General features: G+C 70.9%; 20 protein-coding genes. 11 read left to right on the plus strand and 9 right to left on the minus strand.

What is annotated here, in order from left to right:
• From DJ70_RS03190 to DJ70_RS03205, 4 genes are all read right to left on the minus strand, one after another.
• Positions 1-428, minus strand: a 428-nt coding sequence (locus DJ70_RS03190) for an IMPACT family protein (RefSeq protein WP_094530071.1), incomplete at its 3' end; no start/stop codon positions are given.
• A 39-nt stretch (positions 429-467) separates the two neighbouring features.
• Positions 468-965 (minus strand): hypothetical protein, encoded by a 498-nt coding sequence (locus tag DJ70_RS03195; protein ID WP_094530073.1) that lies wholly within the window; start codon positions 963-965, stop codon positions 468-470.
• 4 nt (positions 966-969) lie between these two features.
• A complete protein-coding gene (gene pspAB / locus DJ70_RS03200; protein ID WP_094530075.1) occupies positions 970-1,575 on the minus strand; it encodes a PspA-associated protein PspAB in 606 nt (201 codons plus the stop codon).
• Between the two features lie 29 nt (positions 1,576-1,604).
• Positions 1,605-2,516, minus strand: a complete 912-nt coding sequence (locus tag DJ70_RS03205; protein ID WP_094530077.1) for an MBL fold metallo-hydrolase — start codon at positions 2,514-2,516, stop codon at positions 1,605-1,607.
• A gap of 119 nt (positions 2,517-2,635) precedes the next feature.
• On the opposite strand from DJ70_RS03205, the gene DJ70_RS03210 reads away from it, so the two are divergent.
• Both DJ70_RS03210 and DJ70_RS03215 read left to right on the plus strand, forming a co-directional pair.
• Complete coding sequence (locus tag DJ70_RS03210; RefSeq protein ID WP_094530079.1) at positions 2,636-3,571, plus strand: NAD(P)H-binding protein; 936 nt, start codon at positions 2,636-2,638, stop codon at positions 3,569-3,571.
• A complete protein-coding gene (locus tag DJ70_RS03215; protein ID WP_094530081.1) occupies positions 3,568-4,242 on the plus strand; it encodes a DUF7530 family protein in 675 nt (224 codons plus the stop codon). The genes DJ70_RS03210 and DJ70_RS03215 overlap by 4 nt, the downstream gene beginning before the upstream one ends.
• A 48-nt stretch (positions 4,243-4,290) precedes the next feature.
• Here the strand turns inward: DJ70_RS03215 and DJ70_RS17185 are convergent, their stop codons facing one another.
• The gene (locus tag DJ70_RS17185; RefSeq protein WP_221929814.1) at positions 4,291-4,458 is read right to left on the minus strand and encodes a DUF5786 family protein; all 168 of its coding nucleotides are present in this window, start codon (positions 4,456-4,458) and stop codon (positions 4,291-4,293) included.
• A 133-nt stretch (positions 4,459-4,591) separates the two neighbouring features.
• Between DJ70_RS17185 and DJ70_RS03220 the strand changes: the two genes are divergently transcribed.
• On the plus strand, positions 4,592-5,641 hold the full coding sequence (locus tag DJ70_RS03220) for a DUF5784 family protein (protein ID WP_094530083.1): 1,050 nt from the start codon (positions 4,592-4,594) through the stop codon (positions 5,639-5,641).
• A gap of 465 nt (positions 5,642-6,106) precedes the next feature.
• On the opposite strand, the gene DJ70_RS03225 is transcribed toward DJ70_RS03220, so the two are convergent.
• A complete protein-coding gene (locus DJ70_RS03225; RefSeq protein WP_094530085.1) occupies positions 6,107-6,391 on the minus strand; it encodes a DUF5789 family protein in 285 nt (94 codons plus the stop codon).
• 169 nt (positions 6,392-6,560) lie between these two features.
• On the opposite strand from DJ70_RS03225, the gene DJ70_RS03230 reads away from it, so the two are divergent.
• From DJ70_RS03230 to hemB, 3 genes are all read left to right on the plus strand, one after another.
• The gene (locus tag DJ70_RS03230; RefSeq protein ID WP_094530087.1) at positions 6,561-7,382 is read left to right on the plus strand and encodes a PHP domain-containing protein; all 822 of its coding nucleotides are present in this window, start codon (positions 6,561-6,563) and stop codon (positions 7,380-7,382) included.
• Between the two features lie 83 nt (positions 7,383-7,465).
• Entirely contained in the window at positions 7,466-7,636 is a 171-nt protein-coding gene (locus tag DJ70_RS17190) for a DUF6757 family protein (RefSeq protein WP_179233943.1), read from the plus strand.
• Between the two features lie 77 nt (positions 7,637-7,713).
• The gene (gene hemB, locus DJ70_RS03235; RefSeq protein ID WP_094530089.1) at positions 7,714-8,694 is read left to right on the plus strand and encodes a porphobilinogen synthase; all 981 of its coding nucleotides are present in this window, start codon (positions 7,714-7,716) and stop codon (positions 8,692-8,694) included.
• Between the two features lie 62 nt (positions 8,695-8,756).
• On the opposite strand, the gene DJ70_RS03240 is transcribed toward hemB, so the two are convergent.
• On the minus strand, positions 8,757-9,236 hold the full coding sequence (locus DJ70_RS03240) for a hypothetical protein (protein ID WP_094530091.1): 480 nt from the start codon (positions 9,234-9,236) through the stop codon (positions 8,757-8,759).
• Between the two features lie 104 nt (positions 9,237-9,340).
• Here DJ70_RS03240 and DJ70_RS18105 point away from each other — a divergent pair, with 104 nt between their 5' ends.
• Both DJ70_RS18105 and DJ70_RS03245 read left to right on the plus strand, forming a co-directional pair.
• A complete protein-coding gene (locus tag DJ70_RS18105) occupies positions 9,341-9,439 on the plus strand; it encodes a hypothetical protein (RefSeq protein ID WP_425498812.1) in 99 nt (32 codons plus the stop codon).
• Positions 9,439-10,350 carry a DUF7089 family protein gene (locus tag DJ70_RS03245; RefSeq protein WP_094530093.1) on the plus strand — a complete coding sequence of 304 codons (912 nt, stop codon included), beginning with the start codon at positions 9,439-9,441 and terminating at the stop codon, positions 10,348-10,350. The genes DJ70_RS18105 and DJ70_RS03245 overlap by 1 nt, the downstream gene beginning before the upstream one ends.
• 3 nt (positions 10,351-10,353) lie before the next feature.
• Here DJ70_RS03245 and DJ70_RS03250 read toward each other — a convergent pair whose 3' ends face one another.
• Entirely contained in the window at positions 10,354-10,932 is a 579-nt protein-coding gene (locus DJ70_RS03250; RefSeq protein ID WP_094530095.1) for a DUF7090 family protein, read from the minus strand.
• 106 nt (positions 10,933-11,038) lie between these two features.
• On the opposite strand from DJ70_RS03250, the gene DJ70_RS03255 reads away from it, so the two are divergent.
• On the plus strand, positions 11,039-11,611 hold the full coding sequence (locus DJ70_RS03255; protein WP_094530096.1) for a magnesium transporter: 573 nt from the start codon (positions 11,039-11,041) through the stop codon (positions 11,609-11,611).
• Between the two features lie 128 nt (positions 11,612-11,739).
• A complete protein-coding gene (locus tag DJ70_RS03260; protein WP_094530102.1) occupies positions 11,740-12,255 on the plus strand; it encodes a magnesium transporter in 516 nt (171 codons plus the stop codon).
• A 26-nt stretch (positions 12,256-12,281) separates the two neighbouring features.
• Here the strand turns inward: DJ70_RS03260 and DJ70_RS03265 are convergent, their stop codons facing one another.
• On the minus strand, positions 12,282-12,722 hold the full coding sequence (locus DJ70_RS03265) for a DUF2391 family protein (protein ID WP_094530098.1): 441 nt from the start codon (positions 12,720-12,722) through the stop codon (positions 12,282-12,284).
• Between the two features lie 112 nt (positions 12,723-12,834).
• Between DJ70_RS03265 and DJ70_RS03270 the strand changes: the two genes are divergently transcribed.
• Positions 12,835-13,512, plus strand: coding sequence for a class I SAM-dependent methyltransferase (locus tag DJ70_RS03270; protein WP_094530100.1), 678 nt, complete (start codon positions 12,835-12,837; stop codon positions 13,510-13,512).
• The last annotated feature ends 251 nt before the right edge of the window (positions 13,513-13,763 follow it).

The following is a 13,763-nucleotide window of genomic DNA, read 5'->3' on the forward strand; positions in this document are numbered from 1 at the left end:
TCCTCGACGACGCCCGCCTCGTCGACGGCGTCCTTGACCGCCCGCGAGTACGCGCGGGCGAGCCCCCCTACCCCGAGGTTCGTCCCGCCGTAGTACCGCGTGACGACGGCGACGACGTTTCGGAGGGCCCGCTTCTCGAGGACGTTCAGCGCCGGCTTCCCCGCCGATCCGCTCGGCTCGCCGTCGTCGTCGCCGTACTCGCGGAGCATGACCTCGGAGCCGGGCGTCCGCTCGGACGCCTCGCCCGCCGGAACCCGATAGGCCGGGACGTTGTGCGTCGCGTCCGCGTACTCCGCCCTGACGGCCTCGACGAACGCCTCGGCCTCCTCGACGGTGTCGGCGGGCGCGACGTGTCCAAGGAACTCCGAGCCGCGGACCTCGAACGTCGCCGTGGCGCGCTCCGCGACCGTGCGGTAGGTGTCGCTCACTACCCGTCGATCCGGGACTCGGCTAATAAGGCGTGTCGGTCAGCCGTTCTCCGACTCGTTGGGACCCGACTCGTTCCTTCTCGGCTCGTCGCCCGCTTGACGGGCCACGACGACGCTCGTCGGCGGCGCGAGCCGGTAGAGCCCGACGAACGCGAGCACGCCGACGACCTCGGCCGCCTTTCCGACGATAGCCAGCGGGTCGGCCGCCAGCGCCGCGACCGTCGTCCCGCCGTGCCAGCCGACGTAGCCGACGAGATACGTGGCGAGCGTCCCGGCGCCGAGCGCGTACAGCCGGCGGTACTCGTCGGCCCGGAGCGTCGCGGCCGCGACGACGGCGGTGAAGACGGCCGCGAGCACGAAGACGTACGGTCGGGGATCGGCCGGATCCGACGCCCCGGCCAGTCGCGGCCACGCCCACAGCAGGTGTGCCGCCGCGCTCGTGGCCGCCGCCTGGACCGCCATGACCCGGAGGACGCGCTTTCGGGTGCTCCCCGCCGAGCGTTCGGTTCCGTCGGTTCGGGATCCGTCTTCCCCCATCCGATCACTCCCACGGGTGTCGTCCGGGCGCGTCGGGCCACAGCGGGTACCAGTAGGACTCGTCGTCCTCGAGCCCGAGCTCCCCGTCGAGGACCGACTGGAGCTTGAACTCGGCGCGTTGGTTCCGGTCGCTCGTCCCGTCGGGCGCGAACGGGTAGTACGCCCCGCGGCGGAACGAGTAGATCCAGTAGGCGCGGCCGTCGCCGTTCTCGAAGCCGAAGACGGCCGCGAGGAGCCGCGAGCCGAACCCCTCCTCGATGAACTGGTCGGCGGCGAAGTGGACGCTCGTCACGAGGTCCTCGGGGTCGTCGTCCTCGAGGACGAACCAGTGGTAGCCGTGGTCGTCCTCGTGGCGGTGGAAGCCGGTTCCGGTCTCGATCTCGCCGGCCTCGAGGATCTCCTCGACCATCGAGACGGCGTCGTCGAAGCGGGTGCTGTCGACGCCGGAGAAACACAGCGCGGCCTCGCCGACGTGGTCGTAGCCGAGGTCCGCCTCCATCGTCATGTACGCCGTCGACATCCCGAAGAGGTCCTCGGGGTCGGCCTCTCGGGTCGCGTCCGTCTCGGCGCTCGTTCCGAGCACGGCGCGGATCGTATCGAAGATGCCCATCGGTTGGCCCCTCCTAGGCGACGGGGGGATTAGGGCGTTTCTCCCCGGTCGAGGAACGCCAGGACGCCGCGGGCGTTCAGGCTCGCCTCGGCGCGGGCCCGCTCGGGGTTCCAGAACTCGACGTCGGCGCTCGTCTCCTCGAAGTGCTCGACGACCGCCTCGTCGTCGCCGAATTCCTCGCGTTTCGCCCGGACCGCCGCCACCCACTCGACGTACGCCCGTTTCGCCTCCTCGATCAGGTCGGGGTCGTACTCCCGCGGACCGAAGTGGCCGAAACAGAGGTAGTCGGGCTCGAGGTCGGCTATCATCCCGAGGTCGCGGAGACACTGGTCGAGGTCGAACTGCGGCGGCGGGGTCGTCTGCCGGACCGCGTCGACTTCGGGCACGTAGATGCCCGCGGCGTCCGCGGTGAAGACGACGCCGGCGTCCGGGTCGTGGTACACCGCGTGGTGGGGCGCGTGACCCGGCGCGTCGTGGACGACGAGCTCGCGGTCGCCGAGGTCGATCCGGTCGCCGTCGACCAGTCCCGCGATCCGGTCCTCGGGGACGGGTTCGGGCTCGTCGTAGTACTCCCACTGGTCCCGCACCGCCGACTTCGTCCCGGCGACGAGCCTCTCCGGGTCGACGAGGTGACGCATGCCCCGCTCCGGGAGCGCGACCTCGGCGGTCGGGTACCGCCCGGCCAGGTGGCCCGCCCCGCCGGCGTGGTCGAGGTGGGCGTGCGTCGGGAGGATCCACGCCAGCTCGTCGACGCCGACCCCGATCGCCTCGATCGTCCCGAACAGCGCCTCGCGGTTCGCCCCGGTTCCGGTGTCGATCACCGCGGGCCGCTCGGCGTCGTACACGTACACCGACCCGTACTCTGCGGTGTCGAACATCCCCGTGTCGTGGACGTACAGGTCCGGGACGCCGCGTACCGGCTCGAACTCGCCAGCGTTCATACGGGTCCGCCGACGGCCAGGGCCTTTTACGGATCGGTCGCCCCCGACCGATCCGTCGCCGTCCCGATCCCGTCGTCGACCGTGCGGAGGCTTATGGTCGCGCCGGCCCTCCTCCCGGCATGCGCGTTCTCGTCACCGGTGCGACCGGCTTCGTCGGACGTCGGCTCGTTCCGGCGCTCGTTGACCGCGGCCACGAGGTCGTCACGCTCGTCCGGGACGCCGGGGGCTACGTCCCGCCCGCCGGGGTCCACGTCGTCGAGGGGGATCTCCTGGAGCCGGAGAGCCTCCCGCCGGCGTTTCGAGTCGACGGCGGCACCGTCGACGCCGCCTACTACCTCGTCCACTCGATGGACGGCGGCCCCGGCTACGAGGAGCGCGACCGGAACTGCGCGCGCAACTTCGCCGAGGCGGCCTCCGCGGCGGGCGTCTCCCGCGTCGTCTACCTCGGCGGGCTCGGCGAGGACCGCGACGGCCTCTCCGAACACCTCCGGTCGCGTCGCGAGGTCGAGCGCGTCCTCGCGGAGGGGTCGTACGCGCTGACGACGCTGCGGGCCGCGATCGTCGTCGGCGCTGGCAGCGCCAGCTTCGAGGTGATCCGCGGGCTGGCGGGGCGGCTCCCGCTCATGGTCACTCCGAAGTGGGTCGACACGCTCTGTCAGCCGATCGCGATAGACGACGTGGTCGCCTACCTCGCCGGCGTCCTCGACGTCCCCGAGACCGCGGGCGAGACCTACGAGATCGGCGGCCCCGAGGTGTTGACGTACGCGGAGATCCTCCGGCGGACCCGCCGGCAGTTCGGCCACGGCCTGTACATCGTCCGCGCGCCCGTTCTGAGCCCGGAGCTGTCCGCCCGGTGGCTCCGGCTCGTCACCGACGTGAACCCCTATCTCGCGCGCTCGCTCGTCGAGGGGCTTCGCAACACGGTGATCGTGGAGGACGACCGGATCCGCGAGCTGGTTCCCGTCGACCTGACGCCGTTCGACCTCGCGGTCGCGCGCGCGCTCGATGCCGACGGTCCGGGATCGAGTGTGCGGGGGCCGGAGGCGACCTCGTGAGCCGAAGCTACGGCGAGACGTGGGTGTACGAGAGCCTCGTCGGCGGGATCCCCGGACTGGCGATCCCCCGGCGGATCGCCGTGGCGGTCCAGTTCCTCCTCTTCGAGGTCGCGGTCCTCGTCCTCGGCTGGTACTACGGGCTGTGGAACGCGGTCCTCGCGGGGACGATCGCGGTGCTCGTGGCCGCGGTCGGCAGCGTCGAGATGCATCGGCTCGGCGCGAACAACCGGCTGCTGTCGACGCCGCCGGAGCACAAGCGTCTGCTGTTCGGGTCGAGCATCGAGATCGTGTTGGGGGTGCTCGCGTTCGTCGCGCTCGTGACGTACCTCTTCGTCTGGGACGGAGCGCTGCTCGAGCGGCTGTTCGGCGCGAGTCCGCCCGCGCCGGTCGTGTACGTGACCCTGCTCGTCCTCTGGGATCTCACCTACCGGATCGGCACCTCCTGGTGGAGCGCGGTCGTCGCCCTCTGGCGGGCCGTCCACGTCGACCTCTCCCCGGAGGACGCCGCGATCGCCCAGCGGCTCGACGCGGAGAACGTCGCCTTCTCGGCGGTACAGCTGGCGTTGACCCCGTTCCTCTTCGAGGAACCGATCCTGCTCGGCGCGGTCGTCGGCCACGTGCTCGCCGTCACCGTCGTCTGTTCGGCGGCGATCCTCCTGACTCGCCGCTGACGCGCGCCCGGATCGCCGCTTTCCCGGAAAAAGATCCCCGATCCCCCGCTACTCGCCTTTCATCTCCTGGAACTTGTCGAGGAGTGCCTCGGCGGAGTCGCCGGAGTCGTACGTGAGCGAACCCGAATACTCCGGCCGCTCGGCGTCGAAATCGGCATCGACGGCACTCGTCTTCTGCTCACGACGCTCGTGTTCCGCTTCGTCATAGGCACCCATTGACATGGTACAGCTTCACTTAGCAACTCTCGCACATATACCTGTCGGCGAGTTTCCGTCCCGTTTCTCACCTGCGATGTCTTCACGGGCAGGCCACCGGAAGCCCTTAGCCGAGCCGTGCGGTAGCGGACGCGTGGCACAACCGCTCCGATTCAGGCGCGCTCCGGGCCGGTGGGACGGGAACCGGGTCCGCTCGCGGATCGAACGCCCGCTCGACGGGAACCTCGGCGCGACCGCGAGCGACCCGTGGTTCAAACCGCCCGCCCGGTACGAGGCGCGGCGGTTCGACATGGACGACGGATCGTGGGCGCTGTTCTGTTGGACCGACGACGACGTCGACCCGCCGGCGGGCGCGAGCGGCGGGCCCGTCGGCTACTGGCTCGGCAACACGGAGACGCCGAGCGACCTCTGGCGCACGGACAAGTACGGCTTCGAGGAGGTCCCCTACCCCGTCTCGCGGTGGGCCCAGCGGGAGCTGCTCGCCGGCCTTCACGACGACGAGCCGTGGCTCGCCGACTACCCGCACGTCTCGTGGTTCTTCCTCCCGGTGTTCTGCTCGAAGGACGGCGCGGAGACGACCAGGGCGTTCTTCCGTGACCACGCCGCCGGCTTCCCCGACGCGGCCCGCGAGGAGGGGACGGGCTACGTCGAGCGGCTCCTGCGCCCCGGAATCCTCGACGAGTACCGCGAGACGATGGCCGGCAAGCTCGGCACCTCCACCTCGATGGACCTCGTCCGCATGAGCGCGACCGTCGCGGAGTTCACGGCCGCGAAGCTCATCGCGGACTCGGGGTACGCGTTGACCCCCGAGATCGAGGTGACGACCGGCCACTCGCTCGACTTCCGCGCGACCGACCCCGACACGGGGGCCGGCTCGCTCGTCGAGGTGACCCGACCGCAGCCGGTCGCGACCCGATCCGCGTCCGGCCCCGTCGCGGCCGTCCGCGACACGGTGGAGACGAAGACCAGCGGCCAGCTGGAGGCACACGGCGGCGGCGCGACCCTCCTCGTCGACTGCTCGTCGTTCCCCGACGACGACTGGGCTGCGGTCCGCGACGCGCGACCCGACGTGCGCCACCGGCCCGCGGTCGTCCTCCGCGCCCGCCCGAACGGCCGGACCGAGGCCTACCGGAAGGGGTCGGTGCCGATCGACCTCTCCCCGGCCGTCGAGTGGATCGACTGAGGCCGGCGACGCGGTTGCGTACCGGCGAAAGATACGATCGATCGGCGTGGCTGACGCGACGATCGGTCTTCGGTGCGGTGGCGCGCCGGTGAGCGGGCTGAAGGCCCGCGAACCGCCCGCGAGGGACGCGGCGAGCGTGGCGAGGTACGAACGAAGTGAGTACCTCGATAAGCGAGCGGCGAAGCCGCGAGCCGTGAGCCGCGAGGCTGGGGAGGCGTGAGGTGCGGGGCTGTGCGGTGCGGGAGGGACTCAAAGGGGCAGTCGCGAGGACGAATCCCGGCGAAGTAAGCACCGCAGCGGAGGAGCGAGTGAAACGAGCGACTGAGCGAGGAGCACAGCGAGCCGCGCGAGTCCTCGCGGCTGGGGCTTTGGAGGTGTTCACCGCAGTCGTATCTCTCACTTCGTACTGCCGCGGCTCGTCGGGAACCGTCCGCAAAAATCGAACCGCTAACCGCCGCTGCCGTCTCAGAACGAGACCGGCTGCGGGCCGTTCTCCCCGTCCGTCGTCGGGTCGCGGTCCGAGTAGAACCGTCGGCCGACGCCGCGATGGCAGACGCCGGCTCGCAGCGTCTCGAAGACCTCGTCGGGCGCGTCGAACGTCTGGTCGCCGAACCGCTCGAGCACGTCCCCGAGCCGCTCCGAGCCGTCGGCGAGCTCTACGGTCGCGTTTCCGTGAGCCGCGATCAGCTCTTCGGAGGTGGTCGGGAACTGGTGCCGTTCGATCCGGTCGTCGACGCCGTTCAAGCGCATCAACTACGCCGAGTCGCCGGAGGTTCTTAATGATTGTCCATGTACGACCTTAGTCGGACGCCACTTCCTTATACGTCATAATACCGCGTGCGTCACACGTCATGAATTCGCACGACCGCGCCCGGTTCGGTTCCGCCGCTGCTTAGTGGATCCGGCCCGAACCGGCGGCATGACCGCCGAGGAATCCGGCTCCGTGGCCGACGTCGATCTCGTCGCCGACCTCCACACCCACACGACCGTCTCCGACGGTACCCTGACGATCGACGAGGTCCCGGCGGCCGCCCGCGAGGCCGGGCTCGACTGGGTCGCCGTCACCGACCACGACCGGATCCATCCCGGCATCGACGCCCCCGTGGTCGAGCGCGAGGACGTCCGGCTCGTCCGCGGGATCGAACTGCGCGTCGACGCGGGCTTCGAGCGGCTCGACCTCCTCGGGTACGCCGTCGAGCATACCGACGCACTCGACGCCGAGATCGACCGACTCCAGACCGACCGCCGTGAGCGCGGCGCGGCGATCCTGCGTCGCGTCGAGGACCGACTCGGCGTCGACCTCGGCGTGGAGCCCCGCCCCGGCCTCGGCCGGCCGCACGTCGCCCGCGCGATCGAGGCGTCGGCCGCGCCGTACGACTACGCCGACGCCTTCGACGAGCTGATCGGGAACGACGGCCCGTGTTACGTCGCCCGCGACGTGACCGACCTCGACCGCGGGATCGACCTCCTCCGCGAGTCGTGCGCGCTCGTCGGGCTCGCACACCCGTTCCGCTACGACGACGTCGACGCGGCGCTGGACGTCGCCCGCGATCTCGACGCAGTCGAGCGATTCTACCCGTACGGTCGACCGGTCGACGTCGACCGGATCGACGAGGTCGCCGCCGACGCGGACCTGCTCGCGACGGGCGGGAGCGACGCCCACGAGCGGACGCTCGGCGCGGCCGGGCTGGCCGAGGCCGCGTTCGCGCCGGTCCGCGAGCGGCTGCCGGCTCCGCGCTGACCGGGCCGTCGGGGCCTCCCCGATCGGTCGCCGGATCCCCGACGAGGAACAGGGTTAACTCCCGGCGCGACCGAGGGATCGACATGCGGTGTCACTACTGCGACAGCGAGGCCGCCTACGAGGCCGAACAGGCCGGCGTCGTCGTCGGGCTCTGCGCCGAGCACTTCCGCGAACGCGTCGAGGAGCTGGCCGACGACGAGGGGCTGGCGGCGCTCTCGGACCGGCTCGACGTCGAATCGAGCGAGACCGAGTGACGCGGCAGCCGTCCGTTTTCTCGATCAGCCAGCGCGCGAGCGAACCCTAAAAGACGGTCCGCGACCAACCGGCCCGTATGTACCCCACCGACCGCCCGCGACGGCTCCGCACCGACGGGATCCGCCCGCTCGTCAGCGAGTCGTCGCTGTCGGCGACCGACCTCGTCGCGCCCGTCTTCGTCGACGCGACGACCGACGAGCGCGTGCCGATCGAGTCGATGCCGGGCCACGAGCGCGTCCCTCTCGACGAGGCGGTCGCGCGCGTCGAGGAGGTCCGCGACACGGGTGTGGAGGCGGTCATCCTCTTCGGGATCCCCGAGACGAAGGACTCGACGGGGAGCCGGGCGTACGCCGACGACGGCGTGGTCCAGCGGGCGATCCGCCGGATCTCGGAGTCGACCGACGCGTACGTGATCGGCGACGTCTGTCTCTGTGAGTACACCGACCACGGCCACTGCGGCGTGACCGAGGAGGGTGCCGAGAGCGACCCGACGCTGACGGTGCGAAACGACGAGACGCTGGCGCTGCTCGCGGAGACCGCGGTGTCGCAGGCCGACGCCGGCGCGGACATGGTCGCGCCCTCGTCGATGACGGACGGACAGGTGGCGACGATCCGGGAGGCGCTCGACGACGCGGGCCACGAGGACGTGGCGCTCATGAGCTACGCCGCGAAGTACGAGTCCGCCTTCTACGGCCCGTTCCGCGACGCCGCCGACGGCGCGCCCGCCTTCGGCGACCGCCGACACTACCAGATGGACCCCGCCAACCGACGGGAGGCGCTCCGGGAGGCCCGACTCGACGCCGAGGAGGGCGCGGACGTGCTGATGGTGAAGCCCGGACTGCCGTACCTCGACGTCGTCTCGGACCTCCGCCGGGAGTTCGACCGGCCGATCGCCGCCTACAACGTCTCCGGCGAGTACGCCATGCTCCACGCCGCCGCCGAGAAGGGCTGGCTCGACCTCGAGGCGGTCGCTCACGAGTCGCTCGTCGCGCTCAAGCGCGCGGGCGCGGACCTGATCGTGACCTACTTCGCGGAGGACCTGGCCGACCGGCTGTAAGCGGCCCGCCGGTCGCGGCGGTCTCGTCGATGGAGCCGATCACCCGCCGCGTTCGAGTCGAGTCATCCGTCTCGTTCGAGTCGAAACCGCGTCGTCGCCCTCCCCTCGAAGCGCGGGCCCGGTCCCGCCGCCGCGAAGTCGGCGTCCTCGAGCGCGTCGGCGCGACGCTCCTCGCCGTCGACGACGACCGCCTCGACGTCCATCCCCTCCCGTTTCGCGAACCGTTTGGGCTCCTCGAGCAGGCGATCGAGCGCCGGGGCCGTCCCGGCGAAGTCGGTCACGTGGACGGTCCCCGCGCGGACGTCGAACGCGACGAACCCGGCGAGCCCGTCGGGCGCGTCGAAGCCGTTCTCCGCGCCGGGGTTTCCGCTCTCGGGATCGGCGTCTCCGTCCCCCGAACCGACGTTCCGATCCTCGTCGCGCCCGTCGGCCGCGACCCTGACCGTCCGGTCGTGTATCGTGTCCACGAGCACGTCCGCCGGTCGGCCGGTCACGTCGGCGAGCGCCTCGGCGTCCGACTCGAGCGCGTCACGGATCCGCATACCCGTCGTCTCTCGGCCGGGCGGTTAAGTCCGCGGTCGCCGGGAGGGCGAGCCCGCGGCCGCCGACCGAATGAATTTAACGCGCCGGCGCGCACGTCTCCAGCATGAGCAAATCCACCAAGATCGTTCTCGGCACGGTCGGGATCTCCGCCGCGCTCGCGGTGCTTATCATCCTCTCGTACGTCTTCGGCACCGCCGGGTGATGTTCTCGGCCCGCGATCTCGACGCCGACCTGGCGGCGGTTCGTGACCGCCACGCCCCCGGATCGCCGGTGATCGACGTCGACGCCGAGTTCGAGACGCTGCCGCCCGCGGCCGCGGAGGACCTCGGCCTGTTCGTCGACGGGTTCGACCCGTTCTCGTGTCCCGACGAGTGGCTCCCCGCCGACGCGCCGGAGACCCTCCGCCGGTACGCGGGGCCGACGTTCACGGTCGGGCTCCCCGGCGCGGGGACCGCGGTCCGGACCACGCAGACGGAGCCGCAGGCGGTCCTCCTCAAGCGCCGCGCGGAGGGGACGCCCGAGGACTTCCTCGCCTTCCTGATCGCGGACCGGCTGGTTCGGATCGGGGTCGAGCCGCCGGCGGGAACGGTCGCCTCGTCCGAGGAACCCGGCGACCGGCTCCCCGAGACGTTCCTTCCCTTCTTCGGGCCGCGATACCGCGACCTCGACGCGGCGATCCGGCGCCCGGACCGGAGCGCCGACGGGGACGCCTCGCCCGCCGACGGATCCGACGACGCGACCTCCTCCGAGGCCACCGCCCGGTTCGACGCCGCGGACGTCTTCCAGGTCGCGAACGCGCTGTACGACGCGTGGGTCGGCCTCCACGTTCGCGACGTCTTCGCCACCTGGGAGGGGGAGTTCCCCCGGCTGTTCGACGCGTGGATCGACGCCGGCGACCGGCTGGAGGGGCGGCTCGCGGGTCTCCCGAGCGAGGTCGCCCGCGGGGAGACCGACTTCGCGAGCGCGACCGAGTACGCCTGCTCCGCGGTTCGACACGGGCTCGATCTCCCCGCGCCCTTCGCCGCGCTGGACACCGCGGCGTACCGCGAGCGGGGCGCTCCCTACGCGGTGACGTGGGCGGAGAAGACGTTCGCGTCGCTTCGGGAGGCGTAGTCCTCAGAGGTCGACCGAGACGTTGCCGTCGCCGTCGAGCGAGATGACCCCGTCGAAGAGCTCCCGGAAGCGGTCGAGCGTCGCCACCTCGTGGACCTCCTCGGAGAGGTGGAAGATGCCGACCGCGTCGTGTGCCTTCAGCAGCTCGAGGATCTCGGCGGCGGCCTCGTAGACGGCGTCGTCGTCGGCGTAGTACGCCATCTCCGTGAGCGAGTCGACGGAGACGCGGCGTTTCCCCTCCGTCTCCTCCAGGAATCGCTCGACGCGGTCGACCACGCCGTCGAGGTCGTCGGGGGCGGAGACGTAGTAGACATCGTCGGCGGAGCGTCGCGAGTACCCCCGCTCGACGGAGAGCGTGTCGAGGATCGTCGCCTTCTCCTCGTCGACGTCGTAGTACTCGAGCTTCTGTTCGACCTCGCGCGCGGTCGTCCGCGTGGAGACGACGAGGAACGCGTCGGTGTCGGTCTTCAGGAAGTCGGTGTCGATCCGGTCGGTCTCGCCGATGCTCGGGTGGACGAGCAGGAGTCCCGTCCCCCCTGGGATCGTTTCGGGTCCGTTCTCGACGGCGAGCGCGTAGTCCATACACGGGGAACCGGCCCGACCGACTTAACGGTGCGGGCCGGCGGTCGTCGCTGTCGGACGGTCCCGCCGGACGGCTTTTCACGAGCCCCCTCGTCGGTACGGCCGCATGGACGGTCACGAAAGCGCGCGGGACGTCTACCGGCAAGCGCTCCCCGTCGTGCTCGTCAGCCTCGTCGCCGGGCTGTTCGCGGGCACGATCCTCGGCTCCGAGACCATGCGGTCCGGGATCGAGAGCGTTCCCGGCATCCTGCTTCTCCTCCCGGCGTTTCTCGCGACCCGCGGCGGCGTCTACGGCTCGCTCGGCGCGCGGCTCTCGACGGGCCTCCATCAGGGAGTGATCGAGCCGACGTTCGCGCTCGACCGGCGGCTCACGAACGCGATCGTCGCCTCCTTCATCAACGGGATGACGATCTCCGTCTTCATCGCGGTCATCACGTACCTCACCCTGTTCCTCCTCGGAGGGCGGGGGAGCCTGTTCGCGCTCGTCGGGATCATGATCGTCGCGGGCTTCCTCTCGGCGGTGCTGATGCTCTCGGTGTTGATCACCGTCATCTTCGTCGGCTACAGGCGCGGGCTCAACCCCGACAACGTGATCGGCCCCGTCGTGACGACGCTGGGAGACGTCTTCGGCGTGTTCTTCCTGCTCGTGGGGATCTACGTCGTGGGGGTGATCACGTGAGCGAGCCGCGGGGCGACGCCGCCGACGCCGCCGCCGACGCGACCTCCCCCGCGACGGTCGCGGACGACGCCGTCCCGGACGAGGGGGCCCCCGTCGACGAGTGGTCGATATTCCGCATCGTCCGCACGATGATCCCGCTTCTCGCGGCCCTGTCGGTGCTCCAGCTCGTCTCGGGGACCGTCCTCGAGAGCTTCGAGCGGACCCTGCTACAGTACCCCGCGCTCCTCGTTCTGCTTCCGGTCCAGATCGGGACGGCCGGGAACCTCGCGTCGATCATGTGTTCGCGGCTCACCACGCAGCTGTACCTCGGCACCTACGCGCCGCGCCTCTCGAATCCGGACGTTCGCGCCAACGTGGTCGCCGTCTTCGCGCTCGCCGGGACCGTCTTCGGGCTCGTCGGCGTCGCGGCGTGGGCCATCGGCGTCGCGCTCGGCGGGACGCTCGGGCTCTCCCGCGTCCTTCTGGTCGCGCTCGCCTCCGGGCTGCTCCTCGCGGTCCTCGTCGTGGTCGCGAGCGTCGTCGCCGTCGAGGTCTCCTATCGGGTCGGGCTCAACCCCGACGACACGACGATCCCGGTCGTGACGAACGCGTGTGACGTCGCGGGCGTGTTGATCCTGTTCGGGGTCGTCGGCGTCGTCGTGTGACCGCCTCCGGCTCGGGAGGCGACGGATCAGAACACGCTGTCGGCCGTCGCGGCCCCGACGACGCTGAAGACCGCGCCGACGGAGACCGCCTTGGCCGTCGTTACCCACAGCGCCGTCCCCGTGACGCCCTGCTCGATGAGGAACGTGTCGGGCGCGTCGAAGAGGACCGCGAGCACGACCACCGACCCGAACGAGACCGTCATCAGCGAGAGGAACCTGACGGGGATCCCGGCGACCTCCTGTTCGGCCTCGGGGTCGCGGCCGGTGTCCGCCCGGTACAGCGTGGCGTACCCGATCGCGGCGACCATGACGGCCGTGAGGACCGCCTGGAGCCAGTTCATCCCGATCGCGAGCACCCACACCTCCTCGGTGACGACGAACGGCCCGGCCAGGAGGAACCCGCCGACCATCTGCTGGGCGGAGTCGGCGACCCGAAACCGCGGTCGACGGAGGCTCGGGCGTCTCATACCCCGACCACCCGGCCTCGGGAGAAAAACGCGTCGCTCGCGCCGTCGCCGTCCGCGTCGGCTCGCCGGCCGCCGTCGATCCGGTTTTGTCCCCCGGCGCCGTCCTCCGCGTATGAGCGTCAGAGCGGAGTTCGACGAGTGGGCAAGCGCCGGCAGGGACCGCGGCATGGAGGACCGACACTGGCACACCGCGAAACACGTCCTCGCGCGCATGCCGGTCGAGGCGGGCGATACCGTCCTCGATCTGGGAACCGGGTCCGGCTACGCGTTGCGGGCGCTGCGCGAGCGCGACGTGGGCCGCGGCTACGGCCTCGACGGCGCGCCCGAGATGGCCCGGAACGCCCGCGGCTACACCGACGACGACGCGATCGGCTTCCTCGTGGGAGACTTCGACGCGCTCCCGTTCGCCGACGACTCGGTGGATCACGTCTTCTCGATGGAGGCGTTCTACTACGCGACGAACCCGCACAACACCCTCGAGGAAGTTCGCCGGGTGTTGAAGCCCGGCGGGACCTTCTACTGTGCGGTCAACTACTTCGCCGAGAGCGAGCAGACCCACGGCTGGCAGGAGAACATCTCGATCGACATGACGCTGTGGAGCCGCGCGGAGTACCGCGAGGCGTTCCGGGAGGCCGGGCTGTACGTCGCCGAGCAGGACGCGATCCCCGACCGCGAGATCGAGATCCCGCCGGAATCGGCGTTTCCGACCGACGAGTGGGAGCGCCGCGAGGCGATGGTCGACCGCTACCGGACGTGGGGGACGCTTCTGACTGTCGGCGTCGCGCCCTAACTACGAACCCGTTTTCGACGCAATAGCCGGTTCCAAGATCCCGACTGCTCGGCCATAGGTCGTTGCTGTCGCAGTGAACATCCACAAAGTCCCAGCCGCTCGGCTATACTCGGTTGCTGGCGCGACGAACACGTCCAAAGCCCCAGCCACGGGGAGGCCGGACGCTCGTTGCGCTCCTCGTCGCTCGCGTTGCTCGCTCCCTGTGGTGCTTACGTCGCCTCCGGCCTCCTCGCGACTGCCCCTTTGAGTCC

Source organism: Halorubrum halodurans (genome assembly GCF_002252985.1).
GTDB classification, from domain to species: domain Archaea; phylum Halobacteriota; class Halobacteria; order Halobacteriales; family Haloferacaceae; genus Halorubrum; species Halorubrum halodurans.